The sequence below is a fragment of the Ensifer sp. ZNC0028 genome, from assembly GCF_000799055.1.
In the GTDB taxonomy this organism is placed as follows: domain Bacteria; phylum Pseudomonadota; class Alphaproteobacteria; order Rhizobiales; family Rhizobiaceae; genus Ensifer.
Map to the genome: position 1 here is coordinate 28,309 of NZ_JTLA01000003.1, position 22,702 is coordinate 51,010.

Here is a 22,702-nt window from a genome sequence, read left to right on the forward strand (position 1 = left end):
GCCTAGCGGGACAACCCCGACAAGCGTGCAGGGATAAACCTGACACGTAAAAAGGCTTGCGGCCCAGCAGAATATAAGGTATTTCTTGTATATTAGTTACTTAACATAACGGAAACCCTGGGATTTATCCAGACATATTCCGTAGCACGCAGGTAACCGCCTGCCTTTATTGACGTGCATTTTTATCAGTTATTGAAAACGCTCAAATCGCGCATTGGATCGCGATTGCTCATGAATAAAACCTGAGACGTCAACACTATCCCAAACATATCTTCTTGGAGACCGCTATGAAAGTCGTTCTCTTTGCGGGAGGGCTTGGCTCGCGCCTGGCCGAGGAAACCACGCGTATTCCTAAGCCGATGGTTGAGATTGGTGGCAAACCCATCATTCTTCACGTCATGGATATTTACAGCCACTGGGGGCACCGCGATTTCGTCGTGGCCGGCGGCTATAAATGCATGTCGATCAAGAGCTTCTTCCATAACTTCCATCTGTCGACCGCGGACTTTACCGTCGCGCTCGGAAGCGGCTCGATGGTGCTGCACCCCAATCATCCGCTCGACTGGAATGTCTCTGTCGTGGACACCGGCCTGTCGACGATGACCGGCGGCCGGCTCCTGCGCCTGCGCGAATGGCTCGACAACGAGCCCTTCATGGTGACCTATTCGGACGGCGTCGGAAACATCGACATCGAGGCGCTGCTGGCGTTTCACCGCTCGCACGGGCGCCTTGCGACGGTTACCGCCGTTCAGCCTCCGGCCCGCTTCGGCAACCTCGAGATCGAAGGCGACCAGGTCGTCGAGTTCACCGAGAAGGTGCAGAAGAAGGAAACCTGGATCAACGGCGGCTTCTTCGTCTTTGAACCTGGCGTGCTCGACTACATCCCGAGCCTTTCCGAACCGCTGGAAATGTCGCCGCTGACCAATCTCGCCAGGGACGGTCAACTGTTTGCCTACAAGCATCACGGCTTCTGGCATCCGATGGATACGGTGCGCGATCGCGATTACCTGAACGGCCTGTGCGAAAGCGAAGATCCGCCGTGGCTGCACTTCGAACGCGATCACCTGGCCGCCGCGACAGCCGCACCGTCCACCCATCACGTACGGATGTAGGACATGGCTTTGATCACCAGCGAGGCCGACCTTGCCGAGGCGTTCCGTGGTCGAAAGATCCTGGTCACGGGACACACCGGTTTCAAGGGAGGCTGGCTCTCGCTCTGGCTGAGGCGACTGGGTGCATCGGTGGTCGGCCTGTCGCTGCCACCGTCGACACCGTCCTTCTTCCTGGCGACCGGCCTCGGCGATGTCATCGACGGCCACGAGGGCGACATCCGCTCTGCCGCCGACGTGGCGCGGGCTATCGACGGACAGGATTTCGATCTCGTCATTCACATGGCCGCGCAGGCCGTGGTGCGGGCCTCTTTCGAGAGCCCGGTCGACACCTATGCGACCAATGTCGTCGGCACCGCCATCGTGCTCGATGCGGCAAGGCGCATGAAGTCCCTGAAGGGCGTGATCGTCGTCACCAGCGACAAGTGCTACGAGAACCGCGAATGGGTCTGGGGCTATCGGGAAAACGACCCGATGGGCGGGCGCGATCCCTACAGTTCGTCGAAAGGCTGCGCCGAACTCGTCGCAGCCGCCTATCGATCCTCGTTCTTCAATGACCCCAACGGGCCGCAACTTGTCAGCGTGCGCGCCGGCAACGTCATCGGCGGCGGCGACTGGGGCGCTGACAGGCTCGTGCCCGATCTGGTCCGGTCGGTGGAAGGCGGCAGCCCCGCGCGGCTGCGCAATCCGGCGAGCATCCGGCCATGGCAGCACGTCTTCGAGCCGCTTCGCGGTTACATGATCCTGGCGGCGCACCTGCTTCACGGCAGAACGCGCTTTGCCGGCGGCTGGAATTTCGGCCCCGACCAGGAAGCGACCGTCAATGTCGGAACGCTTGCCGACATGGTCGTCGGCCAATGGGGCGACGCGCCACCGAAATACATCGTCGAGCCGCAGGTAAACGCGCCGGTGGAGTCGACCATCCTACGCCTCGACAGCACCAAGGCCCGCACGGAACTCGGCTGGAAGCCGGTGCTGCGCCTGCGTGACACCGTGGCCATGACTGTCGCCTGGTACCGCAGGTACCGGGAGGATCCGAGAACCATCCGGTCGTTCTCGGAGCATCAGATCGAGCAATACGCCGCCGCCTGGAAACAGGAAGTCGAACACGAAGCAAGACCATTGCCATTGCGCGACATCGGAGATTGGAAAGATGCGAGTTAATTACGGACAGTCCGTTTACGGTCAGGAAGAGATCGACGCCGTTGTGGCAGTCCTGCGCTCATCGACACAGATGGGCGCGGCCGTCAGGTCGATGCAGGAACGTGTCGCGACGCTCTTTGCGAAACGGCATGGCATCATGGTGAACTCCGGTTCGTCCGCGAACCATCTCGCCATCGAAATCGCCGATCTTCCGAAGGGATCCGAGGTCATCACGCCCGCATTGACCTTTGCGACGACGGTCGCCCCGATCGTGCGCGCCGGTCTTATCCCGGCATTCGTCGATGTCGTCGAAGGCACCTACAATATCGATGTCGACGCGATCGAGCGGATGATTACCAGGAAAACGAAAGCGGTGATGATCCCATCGCTGATCGGGAATTTGCCTGACTGGGATCGCATTCGCGCCATCGCCGACGCGCACAAACTGCTGGTGATCGAAGACAGCGCCGACACGCTGGGCGCGACGATCAGGGACACCAGCACCGGCGCGCGGTCCGATATCAGCACGACCAGCTTCTACGGCTCGCATGTCATCACCGCGGCCGGCAACGGCGGCATGGTCTGCGTCAACGACGACGAACTTGCGCGCAAGGCGATGCTCTATCGTTCCTGGGGCCGCACATCCTCGCTCTTTGTCGAATCCGAGACCATCGAGAACCGGTTCAACATCGATCTCGACGGCTTCGACTACGACGCCAAGTTCGTGTTCGAGGTCCTGGGCTTCAATATCGAGCCGTCCGAAATGGGCGCAGCGTTCGGGCTGGTCCAGCTCGACCGGCTGCAGCAGAACATCGACGCACGCGAGCGCAACTTCGCCAAGCAGCGCGCCTTCTTCGAGACCTACGAGGACTGGTTCGTCCTGCCGGAGCAATTGCCGCTTTCGCGAACCGGATGGCTCGCCTACCCGATGACCGTGCGCGCTGATGCGCCGTTCACCCGGCGGGAGATGCAGATCTTCCTGGAACAGCGCGACATCCAGACCCGCCCGGTATTTACCGGAAACATCCTGCGCCAGCCGGCGATGAGTGGCGTTCACAGCAAGGTCGAACCGCGCGGCTATCCGGTCGCCGACGACGTGATGCGCGGCGGCATCCTGCTTGCCTGCCACCACGGCCTGACGCAGGCGCACCTGGACCATATCCACCAGTCCTTCCGTGATTTCGCCCAGCGGTATGCGAGCTCCAGCGCCACGAAGCGCCGGGATCATCAGCCGGCCTCGTTCTTCTGAGCGAACACGAAACGCGCCTCTCCGACCAAGGGGAGGCGCGTCAGACGGATCTTCGGTCCTCGGCGGTCACGCGTAGATGAGAAGAGGCGCATGTCGAGAATATTGATCACCGGTGCCGCTGGCTTCATTGGTTCGCATCTGACGCGAACCTGCCTCGACGCGCGCCATGAAGTGCATGTGGTGGTGCGGCCCGGCTCGGAAGACAGCCGGCTCGAGGCCGTCGACGGTGCGTTCATCCGGCACAATTTCGACCTTCAGTCCGACGATGCCATGCGCCGTTGCCTGCAGGACGTCGAGCCGGAGATCGTCTTCCATCTTGCCGCCCGTACACGCCGGCGGGAAGAGGCGGAACTCAACGACGCCAAGGCCGGCATCCGCGAACACCTCAATGCATTGCTCGGCCTGCTCGGCGCGGCAAGCGCGCTGCGCCATCCACCGCGAAAGATCATCCGAACCGGATCGCTTGCCGAATATGGCGCGACACCCGCCCCTTACGAAGAAGACAGCCGCGAGATCCCGGTAAACGCCTATGGGGCCGAACTGACTGCCGCGACCCATTTCATCGGCGGGCTGCAGACACGCCTGCCCTTTCCGGTGATCACCGCACGGCTGGCGCTTGTCTTTGGCCCGAGGCAATCGACTGAATTCATGATCCCGTCCTTCATCGAGCGTTGCCTTGCCGGCCAGCGCTGCCTCGTCCGCCATCCCAGCGACCGGCGCGACCTGCTCTATGTCGACGATGTCGTCGAAGCACTGCTGCGGATTGCCGATGCGCCGGTCAGCACCCGGCTCGTCAATGTCGCAACCGGCATCGCCCCGCCGATGCGCGAGGTCGCACGCCTGATCGTCGAACAAACCGGCGCCGACCCCGCCCTCATCGAATACGGCTCGGCCACCTCGACAGGCGGCATCCGCGATTTCCGGGCAGCGCCGGGGCGCGCCAAGGATCTGTTCGGCTGGAGCGCCCGCATACCGTTTGCGGAAGGGCTGGCCCGCACCATCGCATGGCACCGGGCCGTCGTGCCGCCGGCCTCGACCGATGGCCACGCATCGCGCAAGACCGTCTGAGGGTGGTGACGACGAGATGAAGAAGAGACAGAAAATCTCGATCCTGGTACCGGCCTATAACGAGGAGGCCAATGTTCGGCGCGCCCATGAGGCGATCGTCGACATGTTCCGCAGCCTGCCCGAATACGACCGCGAGATCATCTTCACGGACAATCACTCCACCGACGGAACCTTTGAGATCCTGTCGGAGATTGCGAGTGAGGATCCGAGCGTTCGGGTGATCCGCTTCAGCCGCAACATCGGCTACCAGCGCTCGCTGCTGGTGGCCTACAAGGCGGCGACCGGCGATTGCTCGGTGCAGATCGACTGTGACCTGCAGGATCCGCCGCACTTGATACCCGGCATGATCGATCTCTGGCTACAGGGACACCAGGTGGTCTACGGCATTCGCCGAACGCTCACCGACGGGTGGCTGACAACCCATATTCGCCGCGCCTTCTACTGGTGCATCAATGCGCTCAGCGAGGATGATCTGCCGCTCAACGCCGGCGAGTTCAGGCTCGTCGACCGATGCATCCTCGACGAACTGCGCAAGGTCGACGACACGTCTCCCTATCTGCGCGGCCTCATCAGCGCCATGGGGTTTTCCCAGGTCGGCTTCGAATACGACCGTCACGCGCGCGTGGCCGGCGAAAGCAAGTTTCCGTTCAGGGCGATGCTGTCGCTTGCCGTCGATGGCATTCTCAACCATTCGCTGACGCCCCTGAGGCTCGCCTCGATGGCGAGCCTGGTGATGGGCACCGCCACGCTGCTGCTTCTGTTTGGCTACCTCGTCGGCAAGCTTCTGTTCGGGCAGGACTGGCCCGCCGGCTTTGCCACGACGACAATGCTGCTTTTGCTCTCCATTACCTTGAACGCCATCTTCCTCGGCATCATGGGCGAGTATGTCGGCCGCATCTTCATGCAATCGAAGCACCGTCCCGCCCCGATCATCGAAGCTTCAATCAACAACGACGAACACCGGCGACCGACGCCGGCGATGCCAGATTGGAGGCGCGGCGATGTCGCTGCCGACAACAAAAGACGCTAGGTCCCGGCAGCGCGCCGGAGAAACGCTTGCCCGGTTCGCGGCGGTCGGCGCCGTGACGACCCTGCTCGACATGGCGTTGTTCAACACGTTCTATTTCGCGGGGGCTCCGCCAACGCCCTCCAATCTCGTTTCCTATTCCTGCGGCATCGCGGTCAGCTACATGCTCAATCGCGCCTGGACCTTCCGCGCCGCCCATAGCCACGTGCAAGCGGTGAAATTTGTCGCCGCCACCCTGACGGGTCTCTTGATATCGACGGCGATCGTCGCGGGCCTTGCCCTCCTAATCCCGGCACCGGTCGCCAAGGTGATCAGCGTCCCGATCGTCTTTGTCTGGAACTACCTGGCGTCGCGACTTTGGGTCTTTCGCGGCTCAGAGGCGCCAAGTACAGCCACTGGAAATAACACTTAAAACAATAAGTGCAGTTCGGTTTTGAGTCTATTTAATACACAACACATCGACTGAAACAAAAGATATAAATTTGAGATTTTAGAATTTTTATTTTGAAGTTTTGGAGTATTCGCACCGATGTCCTTAACTCATTTGCAGCGCCTGGAAGCCGAGGCGATCCACATCTTCAGAGAGGTCGCCGCGACCTTCGCGAAGCCGGTCATGCTCTATTCGGTGGGCAAGGACTCCTCCGTCATGCTGCATCTGGCGATGAAAGCATTTTATCCCGGCAAGCCGCCCTTCCCCTTCCTGCATGTCGACACCACCTGGAAATTCCGCGAGATGATCGAGTTTCGCGACCGCACTGCGGCCGAACTCGGCATCGATCTCCTCGTCCATATCAATCGCGACGGCGTCGAGCAGAAGATCAACCCCTTCACCCACGGCTCCAACGTGCATACGCATGTGATGAAGACGGTCGCGCTGCGCCAGGCGCTCGACAAATACGGCTTCGATGCGGCCTTCGGGGGCGCACGGCGGGACGAGGAAAAGAGCCGGGCAAAGGAGCGCATCTTCTCCTTCCGCAACGCTCAGCACGCCTGGGATCCGAAGAACCAACGGCCCGAGCTCTGGAAGAGCTACAACACACGTGTCGGCCCATCGGAATCCATTCGTGTCTTTCCCCTGTCCAACTGGACCGAACTCGACATCTGGCAATACATCCTCAAGGAAAACATCCCGATCGTGCCGCTCTACTTCGCCGCCCGTCGTCCGGTCGTCGAGCGGGACGGCATGCTGATCATGGTGGATGACGAGCGCATGCCGCTCCATGCGGACGAGAAGGTCGAGCAGCGCGTGGTGCGGTTTCGCACGCTCGGCTGCTACCCGCTCACCGCCGCGATCGAATCCAACGCCACGACACTCCAGGACATCGTCCGCGAAATGCTGACCGCCCGCACGTCGGAGAGGCACGGCCGCCTGATCGACGCGGACGAAACCGCATCTATGGAGAAGAAGAAGCGGGAGGGGTACTTCTGATGACCGCCAGCATTCCCGCAACACCGGGCAGCGTGCTCGAATATCTGGCCAAGCAGGAGAAGAAATCGCTTCTGCGTTTCATGACCTGTGGTTCGGTCGACGACGGCAAGTCGACGCTGATCGGCCGCCTGCTTTATGACAGCAAGCTGCTCTTCGACGACCAGCTCGCAGCACTCAAGCGCGAGACCAAACGCAACAGCGCAAACCACGGCGACATCGATTTCGCACTCCTGATCGACGGCCTGGAGGCCGAAAGGGAACAGGGCATCACCATCGACGTTGCCTATCGCTTCTTTGCCACCTCGCGCCGCAAGTTCATCGTGGCCGACGCACCGGGGCACGAGGAATACACACGCAACATGGTCACGGCGGCGTCGACGGCGGCCCTTGCCGTCGTGCTCGTCGACAGCCGCAAGGGCATTCTTCGGCAGACGCGGCGCCACTCCTTCATCGCGTCCCTGCTCGGGGTGCGCCATGTCGTTCTTGCCGTCAACAAGATCGACCTTGTTGGTTTTGACCGCAGGGTCTTCGACACGATCGTCGCCGACTACAGGGCGTTTGCGGAGAATCTCGGCTTCTCGACGATCACACCGATCCCGATTTCGGCGCGCTTTGGCGACAATATGACGAGCCGTTCGCCGAACATGCCCTGGTATGGCGGCCCGACATTGCTGGAGCATCTCGAGACGGTGCCGATCGAGGAAGAGGCGGCCGAAGCGGAGTTCCGTTTCCCGGTCCAGCTTGTCCTTCGCCCAAATCTCGACTTCCGCGGCTTTGCCGGCCAGGTGGCATCGGGCAGCATTGCTGTCGGTGATCCGGTCGCGGTGGCAAAATCCGGCCAGCTCTCGAGGGTCAAGGAAATCGTCACCTATGACGGCAAGCTTGCGCGCGCGGTCGAGGGCCAGTCGGTCACGCTCGTGCTGGAGGACGAACTTGATATCTCGCGCGGCAACATGCTCGTGCCGCCGGAAGATCGGCCGCATGTCGCCGATCAGTTCATGGCGCATGTTATCTGGCTCCACCCGGATGCGATGCTTCCCGGACGCAGCTACATCCTGCGCACGGAAGTCGACAGCGTCAGCGCGACAATCACCAGCCTCAAACACCAGATCGACGTGAACACCTTTGCCGAGGAAGCGGCAAAGTCGTTGCGCATGAACGAGATCGGCGTTTGCAACCTCTCCACCCAGGCGCCGATCGTCTTCGACAGCTACAAGGACAACCGGACCACCGGAAACTTCGTGCTGATCGACCGCTTCACCAACGCCACCGTCGGCGCCGGCATGATCGACTTTCCGCTGCGTCGCGCGCTCAACGTTCATTGGCAGGCCCTCGACATCAACAAGAAGGCCCGTTCCGCCCTCAATCATCAGACGCCGCGCGTGCTGTGGTTCACGGGCTTCTCCGGCTCGGGAAAATCGACGATCGCCAACACCGTCGAAAAAATGCTGCACGCCCAGGGCAAGCACACGTTCCTGCTCGACGGCGACAATGTCCGCCACGGCCTCAATCGCGACCTCGGCTTCACCGAAGAAGACCGCGTCGAGAACATCCGTCGCGTGGCCGAAGTCGCGAAACTGATGACCGAAGCGGGCCTGATCGTGCTCGTGTCGTTCATCTCGCCGTTTCGCTCGGAGCGCCGCATGGCGCGCGAGTTGTTCGGCCCCGGCGAATTCATCGAGATTTTCGTCGATACCCCGATCGAGGAATGCGCACGCCGCGACCCCAAGGGGCTCTACAAGAAGGCGCTCGCCGGTGAGATCAGCAATTTCACCGGCATCAGCTCGCCTTACGAGCGCCCGGAGACGCCGGAAATCCATCTGCACACCATGGGCCGCGAAGTCACGGCGCTTGCAGGCGAAATCGAGGCCTATCTCGACAATCGATAGGCGCCAGTCCGGCGCGGTGAAGACGACGCCGCTTGCGGCAGCACGGAGAGTGATGATGATCGATACGCTCACGGCAGCAGCGATAGAGGCCGGCAAGGCCATTCTCGACGTCTACGCGCGTGATATCACCGTCGATGAGAAGGCCGACTGTTCGCCGGTCACCGAAGCGGACCGGTGTGCCGAAGAGATCATCCTTGCCATTCTGGCTCGAACCTTCCCCGATATCCCGGTGGTGGCCGAGGAAGCCGTCGCGGCAGGCGCCGTGCCCGAAATCGAGGGCCAGCGCTTCTTCCTCGTTGACCCGCTCGACGGCACGAAGGAATTCATCAACCGACGAAGCGATTTCACCGTCAACATCGCCTTGATCAGCGACGGAGAGCCGGTCGCCGGCGTCGTCTTTGCGCCCGCCCGGCTGGTCGGCTATGTCGCCGAAGGCGGACGGGCGACGAAGTTTCAGGTGACGGCCGACTTTGCCGTCACGGAGACCACGGAAATACGGTGTCGAGAACGACCGGAAAATCTGACCGCGGTTGCCAGCCGTTCGCACAGCGATGCCGAAACCGCGGACTTCCTGGAGCGCAATGCTATCCGCGACTGCACGTCGATCGGCTCATCGCTCAAATTCTGCCTGCTCGCCGAGGGGCTGGCCGATGTCTATCCCCGTTTCGGGCGCACCATGGAATGGGATACGGCCGCCGGCGATGCCGTGCTGCGCGCTGCCGGCGGACGCGTCACGACGCTTGACGGGCAACCGTTCCGCTACGGAAAGCGGCGCCAGGCAAATGATTGCGACTTCGCCAATCCTGGCTTCATCGGCTGGGGGCGTGATTGCGGAACAGAGGTTCGCGAAAAGGAAGCGGACTAAAGGGAAAAAGGCTAGAGTGCCTGAAAACGAGGCTCAAGCGAGCAGCCTCGTATCGGTTGAAGGTGACGGCATGCCATGAACATGTTCAACCATACCCTTTCGGCCGGACTGGCTCCTCGTCGCGAAGCCGCGCGCCGCGATGCGCCAGGCATCGTGCTCACCAAAAAGATCGAGTTCCTGCTGCTCGTCGGCGCCGTCTTCTTCTGCTCGATGAACTACTTTCGCTACGGCGATACCAACTTCACCGTCGCCGATTTCCTTGCCTTGCTTTGCTTCTGCTTTGCGCTGCTCAACCGCAACATCGATTTTCAGCTGTTCGGGCGCGTCAGCAGCGGCTTGTGGTGGCTGGGGCTGACGATGCTGGTCTGCGGCCTGCTGGTCAGCAGCATCGCAGGCCCGGACCCGATGCGCGGCATCGTGGTCGTTACCCAGTATCTCTACGCCTATCTCTTCGTAGTGCTGTTGTTCAGCGGTCGTACGCTCGATCAGCTCGTGCTGCTCGCGAAGACCTATGTGTTCTCGATCCTCGTCCTGTGTTTCCAGGGCATCTATCTCATCCATATCGACGGCCGCACGAATACGAACTTCGTCAGCGGCAACGGCCGCTTCAGCGGTCTGATGGAGCGCGAAAACGAGTGCGCGGCGGTGATCGCGCTTGCCGTCCCGATCCTGCTTCTGCTTATCACGACGAAGCGCATCAACCGGATCTATGCGGTTTTCGCCCTGCTGATCCTGATATACGGAATCCTGCTGACCGGCTCCAACACCGGCCTCATCGCCCTCGTCTTCGGCATGAGCGCATTTGCCGTCATCGGCGTCAACTGGAAGCGGCTGATGATCAACGTCGTTCTGCTCGCCGGCATGGTTCTCGCGGTTTTTACGTCCGCCCGCGACTATCTTCCGGCAGCCTTCCAGAAGCGCGTGCTCGGCGCCCTCGAAAGCGGCGACATCGGCCAGGCGGGGACATTCGATCATCGCGTCGAGCTGATCTACGAGGCGATGAACATGACCGACAGCACCTTGCTGCTCGGCGTCGGCGCGGACCAGTACCGGATCGCGAGCGCCATTCACCAGCCGGTTCACAATCTCTACCTGCTTTTGTGGACGGAAGGCGGCCTGATCTCGGCGCTCGGTCTTCTGGTGATGCTGCTTTCGGCCTTCGGCCCGGCGCTGGCCGTGGCGCGGCTTCCAGGCGGGCGACCGTTTGCGGGCTGCATCCTCGCCAACGTCTCGATGATGCTGCTGGTCGCCAATGCAGTGCCGCACGCATATAGCCGCTTCTGGCCATTCCCGCTCGTGCTGCCTGTCGCCCTTGCCTGCGCCTACATCGCGTTCTCCCGCGCGGCAAAACCGGCGCCGGACACTTTTGCCCAGCCCGAACCGGTGCCACAACCCGAACTGCGGCAAAGAGATCTTATCGCTCAGGCACGCTCTGGCGTGCCGCGCTGAGCCGGCGTTCGCTGATCCGATCCCCAAAGATCATCACCAGAACAGTTTCAGCGATGATCTTCAGATCGACCCAGGCTGACCGGTTGGTTATGTACCAGAGATCGAGATCGAGCTTGTCGTCGTTCGAAAGAATGGCATTGCCGCTGATCTGGGCCCAGCCGGTGAGCCCCGGCCGGACGCTGCAGCGACGAACCCCGCGCTCGCCCAGCGCGTCGATCGTCTCCGGGAGGATCGGCCGCGGGCCGATGAGGCTCATATCGCCGATCAGGATATTCCAGAACTCGGGCAATTCGTCGAGGCGCGTTCGGCGAAGCAGAAGCCCGAACCGTCCCGTGCGCTCGGCGTCGCTGAGAAGGCGCCCGTCAGCGTCCCGCGCATCGGACATCGATCGAAACTTCATCATGCGAAACGGGCGCCGGTCGAGCCCCGCCCGGGTCTGGTAAAACAACACCGGCCGGCCGAGCCAGATGGCGACCGCAATCCCGACCACCAGCATGATGGGAAGGCTCAAGAGGCCTGCGATCAACGCAAAGACGATGTCAAAGCACCGCTTCATCTCCAACTCCCATACACCGGTCGGGATACGGCCGGGCAGCCACGTCGCGGCGACGCGGCCGTATCCGAAAGGGCGGCTTTATGCCCGCGCTTCCATTTCAAGCACCGGCGCGTGCTGCCCCAGAGCGGGAAGTGACGCCTCGGTGACGACGGCATGCAAAAAGCGGGCGGCCTTGGTCATTGCCTCTTCGCTCTGCGCCGGATCGACGAGAAGCGCGATGCTGGTTTCACCCAGCCGTCGTGCGACCGGGAGCCGCTCGGCCGGCGAGAGCCCAAGATCGGTGAAGCACTTCTCGAGGTAGACCTCGGAGCAGCTTCCGGTAAAGCACGGCACGCCCGCCGCGTTCATCGCCGCCACGATCCAGTCGCGGTCGTGTCCGGGCTTCAACGCCTCCGGCCGAACGAAAGCGTAGTAGCGGTAGTAAGCGTGGCGATATCCCTTCGGCAATGTCGGCACGCGCAACGCTGCAAGCTCTTGGGCGACATCGTCGAGGATCGCAGCGTTGCGGGACCTCGTCGCGTGCCATGCCGGAAGGCGCTCCAGCTGCCGCGAGCCGAGAACCGCCGAAAGCGACGTCATTCGCCAGTTCGTGCCGATCGTTTCATGCAGCCAACGGAAACCCGGCGGGTGCTCTCGCAGGAACGCCGCGTCATAGGATTTGCCGTGGTCCTTGCGGCTCCAGGCCTTCTTCCACAGCGCCTCGTCGTCAAGAGCGATCAGGCCACCCTCGCCGCCGGTGGTGATGATCTTGTCCTGGCAGAAGGAGAATGCAGCGATATCGCCGAAACTTCCGACCGGCTTGCCGTCGATCTCCGCGCCATGGGCCTGGGCGCAATCCTCGATCACCCACAGTCCCTTCTGTCTGGCGAGGGCCATGATTTCCGGCATATCGCAGGGAAATCCGGCCAGGTGGACCGCGATGATGCCCTTTGTCCGGCTGGTGATCTTCGGTGCAATCGTTGCGGCGCTGATGTTCTGGCTGTTCTCGTCGACATCCGCAAAGACCGGGACGCCGCCGCAAAACGAAACGCACGACGCCGAGGCGACGAAACTGCGCGGAGTCACGATCACCTCGTCGTCGGGTTCCAGACCGAGCGCGAAAAGCGCCAGCTCCAGCGCAAGCGTGCCGTTTGCAAGCGCGATGGCGTGTTTACGCCCGAGGGTGCGGGCGTAGGCTTCCTCGAAGGCTGCGACGTGCGACCCGGTCCAGGCATTCACCTTGCCCGACCTCAAGACCGCCGCAACATCTGCAATCTGTTCCTCGTCATATACCGGCCACGTCGCCACAGCTTGCTCCCTCGCTCGAGTGAAAACTCCGGAAATTCAGATGACCTGCCGCACCATCACGAAGGCCTCGGCGGCCGATTTGAGTACGGTTGCGCCGCGCAATGTGGCGAGCGCGTTCAAGGTCTCGAGGCTGCGCTCGTGCGGCGCCGCCCGAACCTGGGACTTGAACGCCTTCATCGCCGCAAGCTTTCGGTCGATATGGTCGCTGATGTCGACAAACACGTTCGGCGCGAAGCCCGGCGTCAGATAGGGTGCGTTCCAGTTGGTCTCCGACAGCGTCTCGTAGGCCAGGATCACCTTGGGATAACCGGGCTGATGCGGCCTTGCCGCCACCATCGACGACAGGAAGATCAATTGATGGTCGACATGCATGTCGCCGACGAAGGGGACAAGCAGCGTCTGCGGCGCGATGGAGCGCACCAGTTCGAACAGTGCGGCATTGAGTGCCGAGTGAGAGGTTTCGGAGAGGGCTGCAGCGGGGAAACCCAACCAGCGCGTTTCCTTGACGCCGAGAATCCGGTGCGCCTCATGTGCTTCCGCCTGAACGGCCTCGACCGAGGCCCGGTCATAGGCCGGTGGTTTTCCCTCCGTCACCACCGCCACGAAGACGTCGTTTCCTTGCGCCGCCAGCCGCGCCATCGTCCCGCCGGCGCCCAGAACCTCGTCGTCGGGATGCGGTGCGATGACCAGAGTGCGTCCGAGCGTTTCCATCAGGCTCATCTTGCCGCCCCCAACACGCCGGTCGCCGCCGATCTCAGAACCGTTTCCCGACAAGGGCGGTCATCCCCGCCGCCCAAGCCCGACGTCAGCCCACATGCGAACTCACCCCTCACGCAACTCTCCTTCTATGCACGACCGAAGCCGCGAACATGCCGGCGCTACAGGCCGGCGATCGATACGAAAATGACATCGCCCGGCAGCACGGCAGTAAGGCTTGTCGCCTGGATACTCTGCCTGCCCTTGGTCTCGCCGCGACCGGTCTCCCGGTCGATCTTGTAGAGAAACGATACCTGTTCCTGCTTGCTCGAGTCGACTTCCGCAGCAGCCATCAGGACCATCTGCTCCTTGGTTGTCTGACGCTGCGTTTCGAGCTTCTTGAGGGTGGCCTCGCGCTCCTGGAGCAAGGTCAGAATCTCCTTCTCGCGGTTTGCCTTCAACGTTTCGAGCTGTAGTTTGAGATTGGCGAGCTCGCGGTTGGAGCGCCCGATCTCGGAGATGAGCTCCAGCAATCGCGACTTTTCGCTCGAGGTCGCCATCTTCACCCGTGAAAGCTCGGATTCCGTATTCAGCTCCCGCTTCCTGAGCGCGAGCGTCCTCGCCTCAACCTGTTCGTTGAGCGCGACGACCTCCTCCTGCTGCTCCTTGAGCTTGTCGAGGATCGTCAGGCTCGCCTCCGTCTGCATGATGCTCTGGTTGAGGATCTCCATCTGGTTCTTTGTCGACAGCAGGTCCGTCTTCAGGATCTTCTCCTCGATCGCGACCACGGGACCGACGGAAGCTTCATCGACATACATCTTGACGCTTTCCGGAATATCCTTGAGGTCGACCTTCTCGGAACCGCGCAATTGTGCGTAAAGCCGGGCGGTGTAGACCGCCTCGCGCACGATCTCTACATCCGTTTCCTCGATCGTGCCGCGCAGCTTCGCCTGGGCGATGATGCGGTCAGCCGGATTGCTCATCGCCGTCTGCGGTCCACCGGCCAGGCCGACCGCCTGCTCGACCGTCAGCCCCGGATAATAGGCGAAGGAGCCGGGCGTCCGCACCTCGCCAAGGATCAGCACTGGGCGAACCGTTACGATGGAAAGCGACAGCTTCGGATCGGTCAACAACTGGCGGGAAAGGTATTCGTTGCGCAAGGCGTCGACCGCCTCGGGAATGGTTCGCCCCTCGATCTTGAACGCGCCGATCAACGGAAAGGCGGCCGCTCCATCGGTGCCGATCGTCAGGGAGGTCGGCAGCTCGGCGTCATCCAAAATGTCGAAGGACAGCACGTCCCCGACCGAAACCCGGTAGGCGGCCGGCGCCGCCTGGATCGTCGGCATGGCGGTCGTTGTCGCAGCGCCCGATGCGGTGGCGCTCGGCGTACTGGCGGTCGATGCGCCGGCAGCGTGGAGGGGACCCGTCAGCGACAACGTCGCCGCCGCGACGAAAGCGATATGGCTGACGATGCGAAAGATTGTTTGAGCCGGAAACTTCATGCTTCCCTCTAATGAATAGATCCGAACTTCACGATGGTTCAACCGCACCAAGAGAAGCGGAAATTAAACTCCAACAATGGATGAATTTATTTTACGAGACCTCTGTAATTTCTTTAGGTCACTATGATATGCTTCAAAAATAGATTCCACGGCACAATTTTTAATTGCATATGGATAAGTAATTAAATTTTCCCAGAAACAGGGAAACAAATTTTTCTCGCCCTGCGAGAACACTAGAACACATATTAGCATTCTTCCATGAAACAGACGTAATTGCAACCTCGAAGCAGGATGTAATTTTGTGATATTATTGGAATCACTACTAAAAAAGACAAGAAAGTATCGTTTAGCCTGGCAAGCCGAGGCAGACCTCCACGGACGGCTCAAGAACATAGCACACCTGCTGACCGGCAACTTCGCCAGCGCCTTCATTGGCCTCGCCGGCTTTGCCCTGACGGCGCGTGCGCTCGGGCCTGCCGACTATGGCCTCCTGGCCCTATCCTTTGCCTATACGCGCGGCATCGAGCGCTTCGTCAGCTTCCGCTCCTGGCAGCCGCTCATCAAGTACGGGGCGAAGGCCCTTCAGGTCGGCGAGACCGACGACCTGAAGGCATTGTTCAAATTCGGGCTGCTGATCGATCTCGCCACCGCGCTTGCGGGATGGGGGCTGGCTGTCCTCATCGTACTTTTCGCCGGGCCGCTTTTCGGCATTTCCGAAGAGATGAGCCGCTTCGTGCTGATCTACTGCGCGGTCCTGCCCTTCCAGGTGACCGGCATGCCGACAGCGGTGATGCGGCTTTATGGCCGCTTCAAGATTGTCGCCTATGGCCAGGTCGCCGCCAGCATCCTCAGGGCGCTCCTGTGCCTTGCCGGCGTCTATCTCGGCTGGGGGCTGTTCGAGTTCATGCTTCTGTGGATGGCGTCGCAGATCTGCAGCAGCCTGAACAGGACCGCCTGGGCTTTCCGCGAGTTGCGCAAACAGGGACTGACCGGCGTCATGTGGGTGCCGCTCGGCGATATCCGAACCCGCTTCCCCGGTTTCTGGAGCTTCTCGCTGTGGACCAACATGGCGCTGATCATCCAGGCCTGCGCCTTCGAATTCGATACACTTCTCGTCGGTTATCTCGCCGACCCGGGATCGGCCGGCCTCTACCATATCGCCAAGCGGGTGGCGAAGATCGCACAGCAGGCGGGAGAACAGGTCCAGGCCGTGCTCTATCCGGATCTTTCGCGCGTCTGGGCGACCGAAGGGATCGACGAGTTCAGAAAGACCGTCAGCCAAACCGGATGGCTGCTGTTCGCCTTCGGCGTCTGCGCCCTCATCGGCGCCCACCTGACCATCGAATGGGTGCTGCGCGTGACGGCCGGTCCGGGCTTCGAGGCAGCCGCCTCTCTCGTCATGGTGCAGTTCGTCGCCGTCATCATCTTTCTTTGCGGCAGGACGCTCTATTCGGCCCTGCTCGCCATGGGGCACGAGAAGATCCTGCTGCAAAGCGCGCTTCTTGGGGGCGCCCTCTTCCTCTTCACGGCAGTCGTCCTCATCCCGCGCGTCGGCGCCGTGGGCGCGAACGTTGCGCATATCGTGATGTCCGGCATCTGGTTTGTGCAGATGGCGATCGCCTATCGCCGCAAGCTGGACAGCAAGCGCTGATCTTCGGCACGGCCTTTCAGTTGCCGGCCGCGGCTTCGGCCCGGCCGTCTATCGACGCGAGTATGTATCGAGCAGACTGCAGACGAATTGTGCCGAGCCGAGGGAATATGAGCCTTGCCAAGGTGGATGCCTCACCCCGACGCAGGCGGTAGCGCCGCCGTCAGTGCAGATCGAATGCGGCTACGGCATGAAGCCAGGCCGATCGCGTGCTCGAACGGCGCGCAACTGACGCGGCTGTCGAGCATCAACGCTTTCTCTATTTGACGATGGGGATCAGCGGCCCGGCTGCGCCAACTTTGTCGACCGGCGCCCGCCAGTTGCGAGCGCCCATTCCCGACCGGCTTTGACCGCGGCGCGCCTACTCCGAACGGTCGCAGTAGTTCATGACGCTGCCGAGAATAACCGCGTGGTTCAGCGACAGCCGTTGCTGAACATTGGCGAGCTGGCGATCCGTCGTGCCGCCCGAGCGGCAGACCAGAATGACTGAATCGACGTGCGATGCGAGCCAGATCACGCCCTCGTTTTCCTCGACGGCGGGTGCGTCGACGATGATGAGATCGTAGCTGTCGCGCAGTTCGGCGCAGAGCACGTCGAGGTTCATCAGGCCCGGACGCACCGAAATGAACTCAAGGTGGGGATAGGCAGGCGACGTTGCGATCCGGCTCTTGATATCGACCTTGCCTTCGAGCGGCGCCGTGATCGCGGTATCCTTGGTGTTGGCACCGGCAATGTTCGGCGCGCTCTGCGCCGACATGTCGAGGTCGATGACGATCGGGCGCAGCCCGTCGACCTTTGCCATTGTCGCCATGCCGAGCGCGACCGTGGTCTTGCCGTCGCCAAGTGCCGGCGAACACAACATCACCACCTTGCCGCCCGCCTCATGGTCGATCGTGAGCCAGGCCATGCACAAAGTGCGCATGGCGGTGGCCGCCGGCGACTCCGGATTGTTCAGCATGTAGTGATAAAAGGCCGACGAATTCCGCAAGCGCTTGCGCATGTCGGGGACGCTTGCAAGGTTCGGACGGTTGAGCAGTTGCTCGGCGTCGCGCGGCAGGTAAAGCCTGCTTTCCAGCGAGTCCGAAATGATGACCCCGACGACTGCGAGCAGGACGGCCCCGATGCTGCCGGCGACGATCACCAGCGTATTGTTCGGGAATGTCGGCTTCGTCGGCACTTCCGCATAGGACGCGATCCGGGCGGTCGGCTTGTACTCGCCTCTTTCAGGATTGAGCGCACCGAGCCTGAGCACGATCTGATCGTAGACAGCCTGTTCCGACTGAAGGTCACGGGCAAGTTCACGCCGACGGATTTCGGCGAGGTTGCGGCCCTGGACCTTGTCCTGCAGCGCGCTCAGTTCCGCCTGGAATTTTTCGGCGCGCACAGTTGCGACCTTGGCGTTGTTGGCCAGCTCCTGCACGAGGCGCTGGGCCTCGTTGCCGATCATGGAGCGTACGGACTCAAGCTCGTTCGTGGCGTCGAGGACGAGCGGATGGTTCTTGCCGAACTTGGCGCCGAGTTGCGCGCGCGTGCGCTCGAGCCGCGCCTCTTCACCACGCAACTGGTCAAGCTGCGTCGAAGTCAGCGCACTGCCGGCCAGCTCCTTGCCGTCGGCAGACACCAGCTGCTTGGCCTCGTTGTATTTCGCAACCGCGCCCGCCTCTTCGACGCGCAAGGTGACATATTGCTCGTTGAGCTGCAGCATACGGGCTCTCAGGACGTCGTCCTGCGGATCGAAGGTCAGGTCGCTGTCACGGGCAAAGGCAGCGATATCGCGCTCCATGCCGGCAATTCTCGTGGCGCTGTTGGCCATCTCGCCGCGCAGATACGCAACCGTGTTGTTCGTGGCCTCTTCGGTCTTTTTCGCCGTCCAGGAGAGATATTGCTCGGCGAGCGCGTCAGCGATGGTGGCCGCCTTCAAGGGGTTCGATTGCACCACGCGTATCGTCAGCGCGAGGCTTTCCCCGGTACGGGTGACGACATAGGAGTTCAGCAGCGTCGAAATCGCGCGGTTGCGCTGCACGTTTTCGGAGATCAGCCGCTCCTTCTGGGTGCTCTCTTCCGGCGCGCCGAAAATGAACTCGGAGATGTTGGCGAAGAACGACTGCAGGAACGTCTCGTGCTCGCTGCGGGTCTCCGGCAGGTAGGTGTTGAAATCGGGGTCGTTGACCAGGTTGAGAGCATCGACGACGACGCCGACGAAGACGCGCGAGCGGATCACGTCCAGCTCGGTTTCCATCACCGACCGGTCGCGTTCGAGCTTGCGCAACTCGACCTGCGCCTCATAGGGGCGAACGTCGTTGCGGTCAAAGACGATGGCCGAAGCTGCCGTATAGGAGCGCGGCAGCAAGGCGGCCGTCAGCAACGTCGCGAGCAACGCAAATCCCAGCAGCGAGAAGAAGACCACGCGATACCGACGGAAAAGCTCGAACAGATCGCGGATGCCATATCCGCGCGGCGCAAGGCGCGCCTCCCGATACTGAACCGCAGGCATTTGGCCTCGCCCTGGAGGCGCTTCGACTTTGCGATCGATGGTCAGCATGAGAGCCCTAACATATAAATTTGATAGAAATACCTGACGTCAAAGAACTAAAGGCACGCTCGCACAGACTCCGCGCGGCAAGAGGCAATGCCACGCAGGTAAAATACTGACACAGAAATAACATTCAAATTTAGAAAACTATATTATACCGCATCCGGAAGAGCAATAGTTGCTTGCCGCCGAACCAAGGGAACGATTTGACCTCATGGTTGCGACGGACATTCTCGGGCACTTCCGACAATTGCGGGCCGCCGCAGAAAAGAGACCGTAGGCCACCCGTTAGTTCGGGTAGCGACCGGCAATCCGCTCCTGCGACAGCCATTCCATGAATTGATCGAAGCGCGTGCCCCCACCGGTCGAGGCAGGCTCCCAGGCGTCGTTCACACCGACGACGCCGCCAAACTTTTCCTCCACGCTGTCGGCCATGCCATCACCGTCCTCGTCCGCATAGGCGTGCGCCTCCTCGATCGCCGGGATCTCGCCCGGCGCAACCACCATGCGCCCGGCTCCCCTCTCGCCTTTCGCGCCCATATCCTTGATCCAGGCGACGTCCAGATCATCACGGGGAAACGCGCCGGACTGGCCGCGAACCTCTTCATATGCCTCACCGGCGGCAAGGAGCGTATCAACCGCCAAGGGGCAAGGCGGACGGTTCACCACGAATTGGTCCGTTCCGGGCGAAAGCAGCTGAAGCGACTTGGAGGGCGGCGCCCACAACTCGTTGCCGCTCTCGTAGATCTGCGGCTGGGCGGCGCTTTCGACATTCTGCCATTTGATGGCATAGGTCTTCTCCACCGTGCTCGGACCTGCCTTGAAGTAGTTGCCGACATAGGAAATCGGCGTGCCGCCCGGATACTGCGAGAACACCTCGCCCCATTCGGACCGTGCATTGAAGAACACGTTGTTGATGATCTCGATGCAAGATTTTCCGTAGTGGTTGTTGTCGGGGTTCCGGTCGTTGTTGGAAATGCAGGCGTTTCGCCAGAAGGTAATGTTCTGCGGAACTCTGGGGTCGGCGCCGAGCAGGGTGCACTTGCTGTGCTTGTTCAGCCCCTCGGCAAAGATCGAGTTCGCGATGGTGATGTCCGTCGTGTTGGAATAGGTGCTGACGTTCTCGTCGGTCGCCCAGGACATCGACGTATGGTCGAAATAGACGCGCTGGCTGTTTTCGATCACCGCCGCATGAACGTTCTTGACGGAGTTCGGCAGCCGCGGCCGAATACGCAGATGCCGGACGATCACGTCGTGCGTCTGCTTGGCAACCAACGGGGTATGCCTCAGCTCGTCATTCGTCTGGTCGATGGTCAACAAAATGCCGCCGCCCGGCGCCGTCTGTCCGAGGATCGAGACCGAGTTGTTATCCTCGCCGATCACGAGCGAGGATTTGAGCCGGATGATCCCGGAAACGCGAAACACGCAATTTCGGGCCCCGGTCGCCTCGATGCATTCGCGCAGCGTACCGGGACCGGAATCCTCAAGGCTCGTTACCTGGATGATGCGGCCGCCGCGACCGCCCTGCGCCATCTTCCCGTGCCCTTCGGCACCGGGAAACGCAACCATCTGCGGCTCGGCGGCCGAAGCCGCGACACCACAGAAGGCGGAAAGCAGGGCAAGCGTGCACGCGCCATGCTGAAAAGCCTTTGCGCGCCGTGTCTGTTGATGGATAGGCCGAGAACCGGAATGACCGGCCGGCCGCGGCGCACGTGGTGATGTGCGCGGCATGAAAATCTCAATCGGCATATAATTTACTCCCAAAGCCTTTTGGCGAGGCCCCGCTCCAGAAGCTTGAAAACGCTTGTGCCGGGCAATTCATCCCGCCCTATATCGTCAATCAAAAGAATATTTTTCGCGCAATTCGGGGCGAAGCTTTCCACTTTTGTTATAGTTCGTCAATTCGATTTATTTGCATCACCCGAAATGGGTATATAACTCTCGCTTTTGGCCTCTCGAAGTAGCAATAAGACGGTGCTATAGTTTCGCCATATTTAGTTTACTTTCGGGACCTCGTTTCGTGTCTCAAAAAGCAATTACCGTCGGATTTCCATTTTCGGGTGATGACATCGGGGGGAGCCATATTTCCGCGCTCAACCTCATATCGTCGTTCGACAGGGAACGGATCAATCCCATCGTCTTCGTGCATCATCCGCGCAAGGCGCTCTCCAGATATCTGGACGAGAACAAGATCGACTACGTCACGATCGAGGACATCGACATCCTCTCGCCGCAACGGGATCGGCCGCTCGCGCAGCAATCCTTCTCGGCACTGCGCTATCCGGTCTCGATGGTGAAGATCATCAAGCTCCTCAGACGACACAACATCGACATCGTGCACACCAACGACGGCGCGATCCATACGACCTGGGCGCTTCCAACCTACCTGGCCGGCGCGAAACTCCTGTGGCACCACCGCGGCGACCCCCGCGCCCGGGCCGTCAACATGCTTGCACCGCTTCTTGCCAAGCACGTGGTGACGGTCTCGCGATTTGCGCAGCCGGCCAAGCCGTTGCTGCCGCTCGCAGGGCGTATCTCGGTGCTGCACAGCCCCTTCCGGCATCCGGACCAGATCCCCGACCGGGAGGAAAGCAGGCTGGCGCTGGTGCGCGAGCTCGGCCTGCCGGAGCAAACGCGGTTCGTCGGCTATTTCGGGCTTCTCAACGAGCGCAAGCGCCCTCTCCGCTTCGTCGAAGCTGTTCACGCCTTTCACCGCAGCAATCCGGATTTCCCGATTGCCGGCCTGCTTTTCGGCACGCCCGAACAGGCAGGGCCGCGGCTCGACCTTGAGACCGCGGAACGCGCGCGCGCGCTCGGGATCGCCGACAAGATCCACCTCATGGGATTTCGTCATCCGGTCGCGCCCTACATGTGCGCCGTCGACATCCTCCTCGTGCCTGCCATGAGCGAGCCGTTCGGCAGAACGCTCATCGAGGCCATGATGTATGGCACCCCGGTCGTCGCCACCAACCACGGCGGGAACCCGGAGGCGATCGAAAACGACGTCACCGGTTTTCTCGTCGAGCCGGAAAACCCAGAGGCTTTCGTCGCCCCGATGGAGCGCCTGCTGAAAGACAGAGGCGAGTGGCAACGCATCAGCGAAACGGCGCGCACCTCGACGCTCGCTGCCTATGGCATCAAGCCCCATGTCGACGGCATCGTCAGCATTTATCAGCGAATTCTCGGAAAACGGCCCTCCGACATCTCGGCGCACGCCGCCCACTGAGCCCACCGACAGCGGAAAGAAAGAGA

General features: G+C 61.4%; 18 protein-coding genes. 12 read left to right on the forward strand and 6 right to left on the reverse strand.

Annotated features, from left to right (window positions below):
* Positions 1–287 precede the first annotated feature (287 nt).
* The 10 genes from rfbF to L981_RS00765 all read left to right on the forward strand — a co-directional run bounded on the left by rfbF (position 288) and on the right by L981_RS00765 (position 11,228).
* Positions 288–1,112 (forward strand): glucose-1-phosphate cytidylyltransferase, encoded by an 825-nt coding sequence (rfbF, locus tag L981_RS00720; protein ID WP_052201503.1) that lies wholly within the window; start codon positions 288–290, stop codon positions 1,110–1,112.
* Positions 1,113–1,115: 3 nt separating this feature from the next.
* On the forward strand, positions 1,116–2,273 hold the full coding sequence (gene rfbG, locus L981_RS00725) for a CDP-glucose 4,6-dehydratase (protein ID WP_082005836.1): 1,158 nt from the start codon (positions 1,116–1,118) through the stop codon (positions 2,271–2,273).
* On the forward strand, positions 2,263–3,501 hold the full coding sequence (locus L981_RS00730; RefSeq protein ID WP_043610807.1) for a DegT/DnrJ/EryC1/StrS aminotransferase family protein: 1,239 nt from the start codon (positions 2,263–2,265) through the stop codon (positions 3,499–3,501). The genes rfbG and L981_RS00730 overlap by 11 nt, the downstream gene beginning before the upstream one ends.
* Positions 3,502–3,591: 90 nt before the next feature.
* Complete coding sequence (locus L981_RS00735) at positions 3,592–4,569, forward strand: NAD(P)-dependent oxidoreductase (RefSeq protein ID WP_043610809.1); 978 nt, start codon at positions 3,592–3,594, stop codon at positions 4,567–4,569.
* A gap of 16 nt (positions 4,570–4,585) precedes the next feature.
* Positions 4,586–5,599: a glycosyltransferase family 2 protein gene (locus L981_RS00740; RefSeq protein WP_043610811.1), complete on the forward strand. Its 1,014-nt coding sequence runs from the start codon at positions 4,586–4,588 to the stop codon at positions 5,597–5,599.
* The gene (locus L981_RS00745; protein ID WP_043610813.1) at positions 5,571–6,008 is read left to right on the forward strand and encodes a GtrA family protein; all 438 of its coding nucleotides are present in this window, start codon (positions 5,571–5,573) and stop codon (positions 6,006–6,008) included. Before L981_RS00740 ends, L981_RS00745 begins: the two co-directional genes overlap by 29 nt.
* 117 nt (positions 6,009–6,125) lie before the next feature.
* Positions 6,126–7,025, forward strand: a complete 900-nt coding sequence (cysD, locus tag L981_RS00750) for a sulfate adenylyltransferase subunit CysD (RefSeq protein ID WP_043610815.1) — start codon at positions 6,126–6,128, stop codon at positions 7,023–7,025.
* On the forward strand, positions 7,025–8,914 hold the full coding sequence (cysN, locus tag L981_RS00755) for a sulfate adenylyltransferase subunit CysN (protein ID WP_043610816.1): 1,890 nt from the start codon (positions 7,025–7,027) through the stop codon (positions 8,912–8,914). The genes cysD and cysN overlap by 1 nt, the downstream gene beginning before the upstream one ends.
* Before the next feature lie 55 nt (positions 8,915–8,969).
* Positions 8,970–9,779: a 3'(2'),5'-bisphosphate nucleotidase CysQ gene (gene cysQ / locus L981_RS00760; RefSeq protein WP_043610863.1), complete on the forward strand. Its 810-nt coding sequence runs from the start codon at positions 8,970–8,972 to the stop codon at positions 9,777–9,779.
* Positions 9,780–9,854: 75 nt separating this feature from the next.
* Positions 9,855–11,228 (forward strand): O-antigen ligase, encoded by a 1,374-nt coding sequence (locus tag L981_RS00765; protein WP_043610818.1) that lies wholly within the window; start codon positions 9,855–9,857, stop codon positions 11,226–11,228.
* On the opposite strand, the gene L981_RS00770 is transcribed toward L981_RS00765, so the two are convergent.
* The 4 genes from L981_RS00770 to L981_RS00785 form a co-directional block, all read right to left on the reverse strand.
* Positions 11,194–11,784, reverse strand: coding sequence for a sugar transferase (locus L981_RS00770; RefSeq protein WP_043610820.1), 591 nt, complete (start codon positions 11,782–11,784; stop codon positions 11,194–11,196). The two genes, L981_RS00765 and L981_RS00770, sit on opposite strands and share 35 nt — an antisense overlap.
* A 78-nt stretch (positions 11,785–11,862) precedes the next feature.
* Positions 11,863–13,071, reverse strand: coding sequence for a DegT/DnrJ/EryC1/StrS aminotransferase family protein (locus L981_RS00775; RefSeq protein ID WP_052201504.1), 1,209 nt, complete (start codon positions 13,069–13,071; stop codon positions 11,863–11,865).
* Between the two features lie 36 nt (positions 13,072–13,107).
* On the reverse strand, positions 13,108–13,791 hold the full coding sequence (locus L981_RS00780; protein WP_082005843.1) for a PIG-L deacetylase family protein: 684 nt from the start codon (positions 13,789–13,791) through the stop codon (positions 13,108–13,110).
* 158 nt (positions 13,792–13,949) lie between these two features.
* Positions 13,950–15,269: a polysaccharide biosynthesis/export family protein gene (locus L981_RS00785; protein WP_245281549.1), complete on the reverse strand. Its 1,320-nt coding sequence runs from the start codon at positions 15,267–15,269 to the stop codon at positions 13,950–13,952.
* Positions 15,270–15,570: 301 nt separating this feature from the next.
* Between L981_RS00785 and L981_RS00790 the strand changes: the two genes are divergently transcribed.
* Positions 15,571–16,920, forward strand: coding sequence for a lipopolysaccharide biosynthesis protein (locus tag L981_RS00790; protein WP_371258810.1), 1,350 nt, complete (start codon positions 15,571–15,573; stop codon positions 16,918–16,920).
* A 358-nt stretch (positions 16,921–17,278) separates the two neighbouring features.
* On the opposite strand, the gene L981_RS00795 is transcribed toward L981_RS00790, so the two are convergent.
* Both L981_RS00795 and L981_RS00800 read right to left on the reverse strand, forming a co-directional pair.
* Entirely contained in the window at positions 17,279–19,411 is a 2,133-nt protein-coding gene (locus tag L981_RS00795; protein ID WP_043610823.1) for an exopolysaccharide transport family protein, read from the reverse strand.
* A gap of 327 nt (positions 19,412–19,738) precedes the next feature.
* Entirely contained in the window at positions 19,739–21,019 is a 1,281-nt protein-coding gene (locus tag L981_RS00800; RefSeq protein WP_156133933.1) for a pectate lyase, read from the reverse strand.
* Positions 21,020–21,470: 451 nt separating this feature from the next.
* Between L981_RS00800 and L981_RS00805 the strand changes: the two genes are divergently transcribed.
* Positions 21,471–22,676 carry a glycosyltransferase family 4 protein gene (locus L981_RS00805; RefSeq protein WP_043610824.1) on the forward strand — a complete coding sequence of 402 codons (1,206 nt, stop codon included), beginning with the start codon at positions 21,471–21,473 and terminating at the stop codon, positions 22,674–22,676.
* Positions 22,677–22,702 lie beyond the last annotated feature (26 nt).

Coding starts and splice junctions, on each gene's coding strand:
- rfbF (WP_052201503.1), top strand. CDS start 288: ATGAAAGTCGTTCTCTTTGCGGGAGGGCTTGGCTCGCGCCTGGCCGAG.
- rfbG (WP_082005836.1), top strand. CDS start 1,116: ATGGCTTTGATCACCAGCGAGGCCGACCTTGCCGAGGCGTTCCGTGGT.
- L981_RS00730 (WP_043610807.1), top strand. CDS start 2,263: ATGCGAGTTAATTACGGACAGTCCGTTTACGGTCAGGAAGAGATCGAC.
- L981_RS00735 (WP_043610809.1), top strand. CDS start 3,592: ATGTCGAGAATATTGATCACCGGTGCCGCTGGCTTCATTGGTTCGCAT.
- L981_RS00740 (WP_043610811.1), top strand. CDS start 4,586: ATGAAGAAGAGACAGAAAATCTCGATCCTGGTACCGGCCTATAACGAG.
- L981_RS00745 (WP_043610813.1), top strand. CDS start 5,571: ATGTCGCTGCCGACAACAAAAGACGCTAGGTCCCGGCAGCGCGCCGGA.
- cysD (WP_043610815.1), top strand. CDS start 6,126: ATGTCCTTAACTCATTTGCAGCGCCTGGAAGCCGAGGCGATCCACATC.
- cysN (WP_043610816.1), top strand. CDS start 7,025: ATGACCGCCAGCATTCCCGCAACACCGGGCAGCGTGCTCGAATATCTG.
- cysQ (WP_043610863.1), top strand. CDS start 8,970: ATGATCGATACGCTCACGGCAGCAGCGATAGAGGCCGGCAAGGCCATT.
- L981_RS00765 (WP_043610818.1), top strand. CDS start 9,855: ATGAACATGTTCAACCATACCCTTTCGGCCGGACTGGCTCCTCGTCGC.
- L981_RS00770 (WP_043610820.1), bottom strand. CDS start 11,784: ATGAAGCGGTGCTTTGACATCGTCTTTGCGTTGATCGCAGGCCTCTTG.
- L981_RS00780 (WP_082005843.1), bottom strand. CDS start 13,791: ATGAGCCTGATGGAAACGCTCGGACGCACTCTGGTCATCGCACCGCAT.
- L981_RS00785 (WP_245281549.1), bottom strand. CDS start 15,269: ATGAAGTTTCCGGCTCAAACAATCTTTCGCATCGTCAGCCATATCGCT.
- L981_RS00795 (WP_043610823.1), bottom strand. CDS start 19,411: ATGCCTGCGGTTCAGTATCGGGAGGCGCGCCTTGCGCCGCGCGGATAT.
- L981_RS00800 (WP_156133933.1), bottom strand. CDS start 21,019: ATGGTTGCGTTTCCCGGTGCCGAAGGGCACGGGAAGATGGCGCAGGGC.